Raw genomic sequence first — 12451 nt, 5'->3', positions numbered from 1 at the left:
ACGTCGGTATTTTGCGGTGCAGTATACGCGATCTTGCGTATGCTTGCGCTGCACAAATTCGAGCCATCCTCACGGCACCAATCGCGTGTCCTCGAACAAAAGTGGGGTGCTCATGTCAGACGAAGCAAACAAGGGCCTGTTATCGCCGCTCCGGCGTAAACTATTGATGGGAATGGCCGCCGTGCCGGCCATCACGATGCTGCCGAGGGCATCTTTCGCGCAGGCTCCGGCGACCTCGGCGGTCAACACCACGGGCCTCGCGGTCACCGACACCGAGGTGACGGTCGGCATCCTGCACTCTGCGACCGGCACCATGGCCATCTCCGAGACCGGCTCGATCGAGGCCGAAAAGCTCGCCATCGAGCAGATCAATGCCATGGGCGGCGTGCTCGGGCGCAAGATCAAGTTCATCCAGGAAGACGGTGCCAGCGATTGGCCGACCTTTGCGGAGAAGGCCAAGAAGCTGCTCGTCAACGACAAGGTCGCGGCGATCATGGGCTGCTGGACCTCGGCATCCCGCAAGGCGGTGCTGCCGGTCATGGAGCAGTATAACGGCATGCTCTATTACCCGACCTTCTATGAGGGCCTCGAGCAGTCCAAGAACGTGATCTACACCGGCCAGGAGGCGACCCAGCAGATTCTCGCCGGCCTGAACTGGATCGCCAAGGAGAAGGGCGCCAAGTCGTTCTTCTTCATCGGCTCCGACTACATCTGGCCGCGCACCTCGAACAAGATCGCGCGCAAGCACGTCGAGAACGTGCTGAAAGGCAAGGTCGTCGGCGAGGAGTATTATCCGCTCGGCAACACCCAGTTCAACTCGGTCATCAACAAGATCAAGCTGACCAAGCCCGACGTGATCTTCACCGACGTCGTCGGCGGCTCGAACGTTGCGTTCTACAAGCAGCTCAAGGCTGCCGGCATCGATCTCTCCAAGCAGGCGTTGCTGACGATCTCGGTGACCGAAGACGAGATCGACGGCATCGGCGGCGAGAACATCGCGGGCGCCTATGCCTGCATGAAGTACTTCCAGTCGCTCGACAATCCGAACAACAAGACCTTCGTGCCGGCATTCAAGAAAATGTGGGGCGAGAAGACCGTGATCGGAGACGTCACCCAGGCTGCCTATCTCGGCCCGTGGCTGTGGAAGTTGACGGTGGAGAAGGCGGGCTCGTTCGATGTCGACAAGATCGCGGCGGCCTCGCCGGGCGTCGAGTTCAAGGGTGCGCCGGAAGGCTATGTCCGCATCCACGAAAACCATCACCTCTGGTCGAAGACCCGGGTGGGACGCGCCAAGCTCGATGGCCAGTTCGAGCTGATCTACGAGACCGCCGATCTCGTCGAGCCGGATCCGTTCCCCAAGGGCTATCAGTAAGTCGCGGCATCTGTCGCGCTTTCTCCCAAGCCTCTCCCTGGCGTGGACCGCAAATCCGCGCCCAAGACCCCCGCGTCGCGAACCTGCTCGCGACGCGGGACCTTATCCCTGACGGAGGACATCGATGTTCGGCGACTACTCGCTTGGTGATCTTGGCTCCATCTTCGTCATGCAGGGTTTTGCGGGATTGATCCTGTTCTCGGTCTACGTCCTGATGGCGCTCGGTCTTGCGATCATCTTCGGCCAGATGGGCGTCATCAACATGGCCCATGGCGAGTTCATGATCCTCGGAGCCTACGTCACCTGGATGACGTCGAATTTCTTCCAAGCCTATTTGCCGAGCCTGTTCAGCGGCTACTTCTTCCTGGCGATGATCCTGGCCTTCGTCGCATCCGGCGCGCTGGGAATGCTGGTGGAATGGGTGCTGATACGGCATCTCTACAAGCGCCCGCTCGACACGCTGTTGGCGACCTGGGGCCTCAGCCTGATGCTGCAGCAGGCCTATCGCTCCGTGTTCGGCGCGCGCGAGGTCGGCGTCGAGCTGCCGCAATGGATGCTCGGCTCGCTGCACGTCACCGACAGCATCGAGGTGCCGATCAACGGCGTCTTCGTGATGTGCCTTACGGTGCTGATCACCATCGGCGTCGCCTATGTCATGTACAAGTCGCGCTGGGGCCGCCAGGTTCGCGCCGTCGTGCAGAACCGCATCATGGCCGGCGCGGTGGGCATCAATACCGAAAAGGTCGATCGTTACACCTTCGGGCTCGGTTGCGGCATCGCCGGTGTCGCCGGCAGCGCCTTTACGATGATCGGCTCGACCGGGCCAACCTCCGGACAGCTCTACATCGTCGATACGTTCCTGGTGGTCGTGTTCGGCGGCGCCGCCAGTTTGATCGGCACCATCGCCTCGGCCTTCTCGATCTCGCAGACGCAATCCACCCTCGAATTCTTCATGTCGGGCTCGATGGCGAAAGTGCTGACGCTGCTCGCCGTTGTCGGAATCCTGATGCTGCGGCCGCAAGGGCTGTTCGCCCTCAAGGTCCGCAAGTGAGAAACTGGGGCTGATGCAATGACCGACAATCGCTTCTTCAATCGATCGGAGTTCATCGGAATTCTGGTGCTCGCGGTCTTCCTGGTGGTGGTCCTGCCGCTCACGCTCGACGTCTTCAGGCTCAATCTGGTCGCGAAGTACCTGACCTATGCCTTCGTCGCGCTGGGGCTGGTGATCTGCTGGGGCTATGGCGGCATTCTCAGCCTCGGTCAGGGCGTGTTCTTCGGGCTCGGCGGCTACTGCATGGCGATGTTCCTCAAGCTCGAGGCATCGAGCGTGGAGAACACCAAGATCCAGTCGACCCCCGGCATTCCCGATTTCATGGACTGGAATCAGATCACCGCACTGCCGCTGTTCTGGAAGCCATTCAGCAGCCTCACCTTCACGATCGCCGCCATCATCCTCGTGCCCGGCATCTTCGCTCTGATCATCGGAACCGCGATGTTCAAGCGCCGGGTCGGCGGCACCTACTTCGCCATCATCACCCAGGCGGTCGCGGCCATCCTCACCATCCTGATCGTGGGACAGCAGGGTTACACCGGCGGCATCAACGGCATGACCGATTTGCGGACGCTAAAGGGTTGGGACATTCGGCCCGACCACGCGAAGATCGTGCTGTACTTCTTCGAAGTTGGACTGCTGTTCGCCTGCATCATGATCGCGCAGTTCGTCCGGCACTCCAAGCTCGGACGAATCCTGGTCGCGATGCGGGAGAAGGAGGACCGGGTCCGCTTCTCCGGCTACAGCGTCGCGAACTTCAAGATCTTTGCCTTCTGCATCGCTGCCGTGTTCGCCGCGATCGGCGGCGCCATGTTCGCGCTCAATGTCGGCTTCATGTCGCCGTCCTTCGTCGGCATCGTGCCGTCGATCGAAATGGTGATCTACACGGCGGTCGGCGGCCGGCTCTCGATCCTCGGCGCGGTCTACGGTACGCTGCTGGTCAACTTCGCCAAGACCAGCCTGTCGGAAACCTTTCCCGAATTGTGGCTGTTCGGATTGGGCGGTCTGTTCATCGCCGTGGTGCTGGCCTTCCCGAACGGTCTCGCCGGGATCTGGGGCGACTACGTCCAGCCGCGCATCGATCCCCTGATCTCGTCGCGCAAACCGAAACCTGAAGGGTGGACCGACAGCTCGGTCGCCGACGGCGCCCCTGCGGAGTGAGGAGGTCATCATGCTCGTAGGTCATCACGATGCCGATGCCACGCTGGCAGTGAGGAGATAGATCATGCTCGTCGGTCATCAGCCCAAGGAATTCCTGCTCGCCGTCGAGGCACTGACCGTGTCGTTCGACGGGTTCAAGGCGGTCAACGATCTCTCGTTCTACGTCGACGAGAACGAGATCCGCGTCATCATCGGTCCCAACGGCGCCGGCAAGACCACCGTGCTCGACCTGATCTGCGGCAAGACCAAAGCAACGTCGGGTTCGATCCAGTTCCGTGGCAAGGAGCTGACGCGGATGAAGGAAAACGAGATCGTCAAGACGGGGGTCGGCCGCAAATTCCAGAACCCCTCGATCTACGACGATCTCACGGTGTTCGAGAATCTGGAGATCTCCTATCCGCGCGGACGCTCGGTGTTCGGTGCGCTGACCTTTACCCGCGACGCCGCCGTGCGCGACCGGGTGCACGAAGTCGCCGAAATGATCTTTCTGAAGGATCGGCTCAACGTGAACGCCGATCTGCTCAGCCACGGCCAGAAGCAGTGGCTCGAGATCGGCATGTTGCTGATCCAGGATCCGGATTTGCTGATGCTCGACGAGCCCGTCGCCGGCATGAGCGTGTCCGAGCGCGCCAAGACCGCCGAGCTGCTCAACCGCATCATCAAGAACCGCTCGGTGCTGGTGATCGAGCACGACATGAAGTTCGTCGAGGACATCGCGCACAAGGTCACCGTGCTTCACCAGGGCCAGATCCTCTCGGAGGGCACCATGGAGAAGGTGAAGAACGACCCCAAGGTCGTCGAAGTCTATCTGGGCCATTAGCGCATGATCCCGGAAAGTGGCGTCCGGTTTCCGGACAAGATCATGCGCAGGAAGTATGGAGACGCGACGATGCTGGCTATTTCCGATCTTCACGTCGCCTACGGCCAGAGCGAGGTGCTGCACGGGCTCAACGTCAAGGTCGCGCCCAACGAGATCGTTGCGATCATGGGCCGCAACGGCATGGGCAAGACCACGCTGATGAAGTCGCTGATGGGCATCCTGCCCGCCAAAAGCGGCTCGGTGACCATGGACGGTGCCGAGCTCGGCGGCCTGCCGAGCTACGAGCGCGTCGCCAAGGGCCTCGCTTATGTGCCGCAGGGCCGCATGATCTTCTCGACCATGACGGTGAAGGAGAACATCGAGACCGGCCTCGTCGTCTCCGGCGGGTCGGAAGTTCCGGCCGACATCTACGAATTGTTTCCGGTGCTGCTGGAAATGAAGGGCCGTCGCGGCGGCAATCTCTCCGGCGGCCAGCAGCAACAGCTCGCCATCGCGCGCGCGCTCGCGACCAAGCCGAAGGTGCTGCTGCTGGACGAACCGACCGAGGGCATCCAGCCGTCGATCATCAAGGACATGGCGCGCACGCTGAAGCGCATCCGTGACGAAAAGGGGCTCTCGATCGTGGTGTCGGAGCAGGTCCTGAGCTTCGCGCTCGACATCGCCGACCGCGTGCTGGTGATCGAGAACGGCGAGATCGTGCGCGACGATCCGCGTGACGCCGTCGATGCCGCGCAGGTCTCGAAATATCTGTCCGTCTAACCAACCGTAGTAAAAGGGGAGCATCTCGATGCCAGAGACACTGATCAAGGTCGATCTCACCAAATCGGCTTACGATAATGACATGGTGCACAACCGCTGGCACCCGGACATTCCGATCGTGGCCTGGGTCAATCCCGGCGACGACTTCATCATCGAGACCTATGACTGGACCGGCGGTTTCATCAAGAACAACGATTCCGCCGCCGACGTGCGCGACATCGATCTGTCGATCGTGCATTTCCTCTCCGGCCCGATCGGCGTCAAGGGCGCCGAGCCCGGCGATCTCCTCGTCGTCGACCTGCTCGACGTCGGCCCGATGAAGGAGAGCCTGTGGGGCTTCAACGGCTTCTTCTCCAAGCAGAACGGCGGCGGCTTCCTGACCGACCATTTCCCGCTGGCGCAGAAGTCGATCTGGGACATCAAGGGTCTCTACACCTCGTCGCGCCACGTGCCGGGCGTCAACTTCGCCGGCCTGATCCATCCCGGCCTGATCGGCTGTCTGCCCGATCCGAAGATGCTGGAGACCTGGAACAAGCGCGAAGCCGAGCTGATCTCGACCAACCCGACCCGCGTGCCCGGCCTCGCCAATCCTCCGTTTGCGGCGACCGCCCATGGCGGCCGCGCCAAGGGTGACGTCAAGGCCAAGATCGGCGCGGAAGGCGCGCGCACCGTGCCGCCGCGCGAGCACGGCGGCAATTGCGACATCAAGGATCTCTCCCGCGGCTCGAAGATCTACTTCCCGGTCTACGTGCCCGGCGCCGGTCTCTCGATGGGCGACCTGCACTTCAGCCAGGGCGACGGCGAGATCACTTTCTGCGGCGCGATCGAGATGGCCGGCTGGCTGCATCTGAAGGTCGAGGTGATCAAGGACGGCATGGCGAAGTACGGCATCAAAAATCCGATCTTCAAGCCGTCGCCTATCACGCCGAACTACAAGGACTATCTGATCTTCGAGGGCATCTCGGTCGACGAGCAAGGCAAGCAGCACTATCTCGACGTTCACATTGCCTATCGCCAGGCCTGCTTGAATGCGATCGAGTATCTGAAGAAGTTCGGCTACTCCGGCGCCCAGGCTTATTCGATCCTGGGCACCGCGCCGTGCCAGGGCCACATCTCCGGCGTGGTCGACGTGCCCAATGCCTGCGCCACGCTATGGCTGCCGACCGAGATCTTCGACTTCGACGTGATGCCCTCGGCGGCAGGACCCATCAAGCACATCACCGGCGATATCCAGATGCCGATCTCGCCGGACAAATAGTCTCCCTGCGCGACGGGATGCGGGATGGCGCGACTTTGCCGCCCCGCATCCGCCGCGGGAATTCTCTCACAGGCAACAGCGTAGGGATGATGCGATGCCGGTCTATGAATATCTCTGTGACGATTGCGGGCCGTTCAAGGACCTGCGCCCGATGGCGGAATGCGACGATCCGCAAAGCTGTCCGCACTGCGAGACGATGGCGCCGCGGGTGATCCTGACCGCGCCGAATTTCTTCTGCATGCCGGCGGAGAAGCGCAAGGCGCACGCCGTCAACGAGCGCAGCACGCATGCGCCGCAGACGCTCGCGCAATACAAGGCCTCGCACGGTCCCGGCTGTGGCTGCTGCTCGTCGGGCAAGACCGTGAAGGACAAGAGCTCGACGGACAGAAAGAAGCCAGCGCGGCTGATGACCAAGAGCAAGAGCGGCGCCAAGGGCTTTCCGACCGCGCGGCCCTGGATGATCCGCCACTAACTCGGTCGCTCAATCGACGGCAACCTCAAACAAATAAAAGACAGGAGCGCTCAACATGCTTCACGGTGACATTTCCAGCAGCAACGACACCGTCGGTGTTGCAGTGGTGAACTACAAGATGCCCCGCCTGCACACCAAGGCCGAGGTGCTCGACAACGCCCGCAAGATCGCCGACATGCTGGTGGGCATGAAGGCGGGTCTACCCGGCATGGATCTCGTGATCTTCCCGGAATACTCGACCCAGGGCATCATGTACGACTCCAAGGAGATGTACGAGACGGCCTCGGCGGTGCCCGGTGAAGAGACCGCGATCTTCGCGGAGGCCTGCCGCAAGGCGAAAGTGTGGGGCGTGTTCTCGCTGACCGGTGAACGCCACGAGGAGCATCCGCACAAGGCGCCCTACAACACCCTGATCCTGATGAACGACAAGGGCGAGATCGTCCAGAAATATCGCAAGATCATGCCGTGGGTGCCGATCGAAGGCTGGTATCCCGGCAACTGCACCTACGTCTCCGACGGCCCGAAAGGGATGAAGGTCAGCCTGATCATCTGCGACGACGGCAACTTTCCGGAGATCTGGCGCGACTGCGCCATGAAGGGCGCCGAGCTGATCGTGCGCTGCCAGGGCTACATGTATCCGGCCAAGGAGCAGCAGGTCATAATCTCCAAGGCGATGGCGTGGGCCAACAACGTCTATGTTGCCGTCGCCAACGCCGCCGGCTTCGACGGCGTCTATTCCTACTTCGGTCACTCCGCGATCATCGGCTTCGACGGCCGGACGCTCGGCGAGTGCGGCGAGGAGGACTACGGGATCCAGTACGCCCAGCTCTCGAAGCATCTGATCCGCGATGCGCGCCGCAACGGCCAGTCGCAGAACCATCTCTACAAGCTGGTCCACCGCGGCTACACCGGCATGATCAATTCCGGCGAAAGCCCGCGCGGCGTCGCGGCCTGCCCCTATGATTTCTACAAGAACTGGATCGCCGATCCGGAAGGGACGCGGGACATGGTCGAGGCGATGACCCGTTCGACGCCGGGGACGGAGGAATGTCCGATCGACGGCATCCCGAATGGGTCGGCCCCGAGCAACTATTGAGCTGTTGGGGCGCGCTTTCTGCGCAAAATGAGAACTTGGACCTGGAAACCGTGGCGCGGTTGCAACATGACCGCGGGATTCTGCCTCGGTTGTGGGTCAAACGGACGCATTCGGGCGGTGCCTTGGTTCTAAGGAGCCTCGTCATGGCCTAAGTTCCCTGCCGAACTGCCGGGAATGGGGGCGTGGCGTGAGGGGCAAGGGGCTATGGAGGCGGCAGGGTCGGCTGCGCCGATGCGGCGCTGCGTCGCTCGCCGGCGCATCGCTGGTCTTCGTTGGCCTCGGCCTTGGCGCGACGCCGGCCAACGCGGCTTGCGCGCCTGATCCGGCCACGAGCGGCCAAACCGTCACCTGTAGCGGCACCGACACGGACGGCTTTCAAGCCGGGGCCGGCGTCGACAGCCTCAATGTCAACGTGCTCTCCGGCGCGATCGTGAACGACAACGGCGCGCTCTCGATCGGCGTCAACGATTCCAACACCGTCAACAACAACGGGACGGTGTCGGCAGGCTCGGGCCTCACCGGCATTGCCGTTGGAAATTTCAACACCGTGATCAACAACAGCACCATCACGGTGCTCGACAGCGGCCTCGGCATCCAGGCCATCGATCACAACGTCATCACCAATGCCGGAACGATCACGACGGGCGACAATGGCGCCGCGATCTCGGTTGGCGACAACAACACCGTCACCAATAGCGGCGCTCTGTCGGTCGGTGCGTCGGGTGTCGGTGTCTTCGCCGGCCAGAACAATACGATCACCAATGCCGCGACAGGCACGATTACGGGCGGTGACGGTGCAAGCGGCATTTTTGCGGTCGGCAGCGCGACCATCACCAATGCAGGCGCGATCACGGTCGGCGATTCCGCTGGCTTCTCCGGCGGCATCATGGCGATCAGTGACAACAACACGGTCACCAACACCGCCACCGGCACGATCACCGTCGGGCAGAACGCCGCCGGCGTCTTCCTTCAAGGCGACTTTCAGACCGTCAGCAATTCTGGCGCAATCACGGCGGGCGATTTCGGCGTCGGCATCGCCGTGCTCGGTGACGATGCCAAGATCACCAATGCCGGCACGATCACGGCGGGCGATAGTGGAACGGCGGGTATTTCGCTGCAGGGCGACCGGGCCACGATTAGCCAAAGTGGCACGATCAATGTCGGCGTGGGCGGTGCAGGTATCGCCTATACCGGCTCGTTGACCACGATCACCAACAGCGGGCGGATTACGGGCGGCGATTTTGCCGAGGGCATCCTGGCGTTCGGCGATTCCAACACCGTCACCAACAACGGGACGATTACCCTCGGCGCTGCTGGCATTGGCATCGACGTGAGCTCGTTCAGCACGACGAACCAGGTCATCAATACCGGTTCCATCACCGTCGGCGCAGGCGGCATCGGCATCAGCGTGAGTGGCGGCGGCAACGTCTTCAACTCGGGAACCATCAACGCCGCGACCGGCAACGCCGCGATCGAGTTCTGCAGCTGCGGCCCGAACACGCTCACGCTCGGGCCCGGCAGCGTCATCAACGGCTTCGTGCTTGGTGCCGGTACCGACACCTTCCAGCTCGGTGGCACCGGCAAGGATACGTTCAATCTCGACCTGATCGGCACCGGTCTCCAGTATGACGGCTTCTCGACCTTCAACAAGGTTGACAGCTCGACCTGGACGGTCACCGGCACGGGCAATCAGGACTGGAACGTGCTCGGCGGCACGCTTCTCCTCGCCGGCGCCATCAACGGCACTGTATCCGTCTCCGCGGGCGGCACGTTCGGCGGCGTCGGCACGGTCGGGAACACCGTCGTCAATGGCGGCACGCTGGCACCGGGCAATCCGACCGGGACGCTCACGGTGTCCGGCGACCTCTCGTTCACCTCGGCGTCGAGCTACATGGTGCAGGTCTCGGGCGCCAGCAATGGTTTTACGGTCGTGACCGGCACAGCGACGCTTGGCGGCGCCACCGTCGTCGTCGTTCCGACCGGCTCGATCGCGAAGCACTACACGATCCTGAATGCGGCAACGCTTCCCGATGCCTTCAATCCGGTCGTCGCGGGGCTCTCGTCGAACCTGAAGGCTGTCCTGAGTTACAACACGAACAACGTCTTCCTGGATCTGTCGCTCAGCTACGGCTCCGGCCTCAACGTCAACCAGCAGAACGTCGCCAACGCGCTGGCGCGTCATTTCGACAGCACCGGCAGCCTTCCGGTGGCGCTGGCGAATCTCTCGCCGGCCGGCCTCACCCAGGCCTCCGGCGAATCGGGCACGGGGTCGCAACAGACGACCTTCAATGCGATGAACCTGTTCCTCGGCCTCTTGACCGATGTGTTCGGCTCGGGACGCAGCGGCACATCAGGTGCGACGCCCTACGCCGACGAGCCGGGCGCGAATGCCTATGCCGCGACCGGCAAGGGCGCGCGTGACAAGAACGCGCGCGACGCCTTCGCCTCGATCTACCGCAAGGCACCGGCCGCAACCTTCGAGCAGCGCTGGGATGTGTGGGCGGCCGGCTACGGTGGCTCGCAGACCACCGACGGCAATGTCGCGCTCGGTTCGAACAACACCACCAGCAGCGTCTATGGCACCGCCGTCGGCCTCGACTATCGCTTCTCGCCGTCGACGATCGCCGGCTTTGCGCTTGCCGGCGGTGGGACCGGCTTCAACGTCAACGGGCTCGGCTGGGGCCGCTCCGATCTGTTCCAGGCCGGCGCCTTCGTTCGTCACACGGCAGGACCTGCCTATATCACGGCCGCACTGGCCTATGGCTGGCAGGACGTCACGACCAACCGCATCGTCACGGCCGCGGGCGTCGATCAACTGCGGGCGCAGTTCAACGCCAACGCGCTCTCGGGCCGTGTCGAGGGCGGTTACCGCTACGCTACGCAGTGGATCGGCCTCACGCCCTATGCGGCGGCCCAGGCCACCATGTTCAGCCTTCCGAACTATTCGGAGTTCGCGATGGTCGGCAACAGCACCTTCGCGCTCAACTATGCCGCCAAGGACGTGACCAGCACCCGCACCGAGCTCGGCCTGCGCGCCGACAAATCATTCGCCGCGGCCGGTGGCCTGATGACCCTGCGCGGCCGTGTCGCCTGGGCGCATGATTACAATCCGGACCGCACCGTCGGCGCGGTGTTCCAGACCCTGCCGGGGTCGGCCTTCGTCGTGAACGGTGCAGCGCTGGCGCGCGATTCCGCGCTGACCACGGCGGCAGTGCAGATGAACTGGATGAACGGCTGGTCTGCGTCGGCGACCTTCGAGGGCGAGTTCTCGAACGTCACCCGCTCCTACGCCGGCAAGGGCGTCGTGCGCTACGCGTGGTAGGGCGCGACCTGCAAGCCACGGCGAGACTGCCATCCTCCCCTCGAGGGGGAGGATCGGTTCGCATGGAGCAAAGCGCAATGCGAACCGAGGTGGGGTGACAGCCCTTCCGCATTGCGCGCTGCCCGTGGGGAGAGATCACCCCACCCCGCTCGCGCTGCGCGCGATCGACGCTCCCCCTCCAGGGGAGGGTAAGAGGTCTCTACTGCTTCTTCTGCGGAGGCTTGCGCGGCGGGCGCGGGGCGGCGGCAGGCGCGGGCGTGCCAGCCATCTTGTTGGCGGCTTCGCTGACGTCGAGCAGCGAGCGGCGGATGTCCTCGACGTAGGCAGCCGACTTCTTCTTCATGGTGTCGGCGAGCTCGTGCAGTCCCCTGATCTTCTCGAACAGCTCGTCGGCCTTGCCGTCGACGAAGCCGGGGACCACGCCTTCGATCTTGGTGACCGCCTTGTCGAAGCCCGCGAAGGCGCTGTCGACCTTGGCCATGACGGAGTCGATTTCGCCGCCCTTGCTTCTGAGATCGGCGGTGTAGTTCTCGAACGTGCGCAGGCCGTCCTTGATCGCCGGGGCATTGCTGACGATCGTGCGATCGACGCTGTGCAGGGTGTCGACGATGGATTCGGCGTCGCTGAGATCGGCGATCAGCATGGGGACGCCGTCCGTATCCAGCGGCACCGGCGGCGCGGAGGGCGCGCCGCCGATCAAAGAGATCGCGGCAACGCCGGTGAGACCCTGGAACTCGATGCCCGCAACTGTGTCCTTGCGGATCGGCGCGGTGTTGTCGAGCATCACCAGCGCCACGATCTTGCGCGGATTATCCAGCTTGATCGACAGGATCTGGCCCGCGGGAACACCGTCGAAATTGACCGGTCCGCCGCGGCGCAGGCCGCTGGCGGAGCCGCCCTCGAACACCACGCGCAACTGGCTCCGGTTCTGGGCGGTGCGCCATTTCTGCACGCCGAGCACGCCGCCGAACGCCACGGCGATGACCGCCAGCGTCGCCGTTCCGATTACGAGGTTGCTCGCGCGTGCCATGCAGGGCGATTTTACGGCCAAAGCGGGATGGTTGGAAGGACGATGCTGCGGCCGCAATACTAGAGCGGGCGGGTTAACGACTTGTCCGCCGTAGCTCGAAGAGCGAAGGC

General features: G+C 63.2%; 10 protein-coding genes. 9 read left to right on the top strand and 1 reads right to left on the bottom strand.

The features are described from left to right. The first annotated feature begins 112 nt into the window (after positions 1-112). From urtA to QJT78_RS03845, 9 genes are all read left to right on the top strand, one after another. On the top strand, positions 113-1372 hold the full coding sequence (gene urtA / locus QJT78_RS03885; RefSeq protein ID WP_028149118.1) for an urea ABC transporter substrate-binding protein: 1260 nt from the start codon (positions 113-115) through the stop codon (positions 1370-1372). A 124-nt stretch (positions 1373-1496) separates the two neighbouring features. After that, positions 1497-2423, top strand: coding sequence for an urea ABC transporter permease subunit UrtB (gene urtB / locus QJT78_RS03880; RefSeq protein WP_014491162.1), 927 nt, complete (start codon positions 1497-1499; stop codon positions 2421-2423). 18 nt (positions 2424-2441) lie between these two features. Further along, complete coding sequence (gene urtC / locus QJT78_RS03875; protein ID WP_028149117.1) at positions 2442-3584, top strand: urea ABC transporter permease subunit UrtC; 1143 nt, start codon at positions 2442-2444, stop codon at positions 3582-3584. A 64-nt stretch (positions 3585-3648) separates the two neighbouring features. Beyond that, positions 3649-4404, top strand: a complete 756-nt coding sequence (urtD, locus tag QJT78_RS03870) for an urea ABC transporter ATP-binding protein UrtD (RefSeq protein WP_011083791.1) — start codon at positions 3649-3651, stop codon at positions 4402-4404. Positions 4405-4473: 69 nt separating this feature from the next. After that, positions 4474-5163: an urea ABC transporter ATP-binding subunit UrtE gene (gene urtE, locus QJT78_RS03865; protein ID WP_028149116.1), complete on the top strand. Its 690-nt coding sequence runs from the start codon at positions 4474-4476 to the stop codon at positions 5161-5163. 28 nt (positions 5164-5191) lie between these two features. After that, on the top strand, positions 5192-6421 hold the full coding sequence (fmdA, locus tag QJT78_RS03860) for a formamidase (RefSeq protein ID WP_038942191.1): 1230 nt from the start codon (positions 5192-5194) through the stop codon (positions 6419-6421). 94 nt (positions 6422-6515) lie between these two features. Continuing rightward, on the top strand, positions 6516-6893 hold the full coding sequence (locus QJT78_RS03855) for a zinc ribbon domain-containing protein (RefSeq protein ID WP_038942190.1): 378 nt from the start codon (positions 6516-6518) through the stop codon (positions 6891-6893). Between the two features lie 55 nt (positions 6894-6948). Beyond that, the gene (locus QJT78_RS03850; RefSeq protein ID WP_028149113.1) at positions 6949-7989 is read left to right on the top strand and encodes an aliphatic amidase; all 1041 of its coding nucleotides are present in this window, start codon (positions 6949-6951) and stop codon (positions 7987-7989) included. 187 nt (positions 7990-8176) lie between these two features. After that, complete coding sequence (locus tag QJT78_RS03845) at positions 8177-11311, top strand: autotransporter domain-containing protein (protein ID WP_028149112.1); 3135 nt, start codon at positions 8177-8179, stop codon at positions 11309-11311. Positions 11312-11510: 199 nt separating this feature from the next. Here QJT78_RS03845 and QJT78_RS03840 read toward each other — a convergent pair whose 3' ends face one another. After that, the gene (locus tag QJT78_RS03840; protein ID WP_028149111.1) at positions 11511-12341 is read right to left on the bottom strand and encodes an MlaD family protein; all 831 of its coding nucleotides are present in this window, start codon (positions 12339-12341) and stop codon (positions 11511-11513) included. Positions 12342-12451: the final 110 nt, after the last annotated feature.

It is taken from the genome of Bradyrhizobium sp. Mp27 (genome assembly GCF_029953005.1).
GTDB lineage: Bacteria > Pseudomonadota > Alphaproteobacteria > Rhizobiales > Xanthobacteraceae > Bradyrhizobium > Bradyrhizobium barranii.
Note: the sequence above shows the minus strand (reverse complement) of the source record. Positions and strands in the feature narration are given on the sequence as shown.

Coding starts and splice junctions, on each gene's coding strand:
- urtD (WP_011083791.1), top strand. CDS start 3,649: ATGCTCGTCGGTCATCAGCCCAAGGAATTCCTGCTCGCCGTCGAGGCA.
- QJT78_RS03840 (WP_028149111.1), bottom strand. CDS start 12,341: ATGGCACGCGCGAGCAACCTCGTAATCGGAACGGCGACGCTGGCGGTC.
- urtC (WP_028149117.1), top strand. CDS start 2,442: ATGACCGACAATCGCTTCTTCAATCGATCGGAGTTCATCGGAATTCTG.
- fmdA (WP_038942191.1), top strand. CDS start 5,192: ATGCCAGAGACACTGATCAAGGTCGATCTCACCAAATCGGCTTACGAT.
- QJT78_RS03850 (WP_028149113.1), top strand. CDS start 6,949: ATGCTTCACGGTGACATTTCCAGCAGCAACGACACCGTCGGTGTTGCA.
- urtB (WP_014491162.1), top strand. CDS start 1,497: ATGTTCGGCGACTACTCGCTTGGTGATCTTGGCTCCATCTTCGTCATG.
- urtA (WP_028149118.1), top strand. CDS start 113: ATGTCAGACGAAGCAAACAAGGGCCTGTTATCGCCGCTCCGGCGTAAA.
- urtE (WP_028149116.1), top strand. CDS start 4,474: ATGCTGGCTATTTCCGATCTTCACGTCGCCTACGGCCAGAGCGAGGTG.
- QJT78_RS03855 (WP_038942190.1), top strand. CDS start 6,516: ATGCCGGTCTATGAATATCTCTGTGACGATTGCGGGCCGTTCAAGGAC.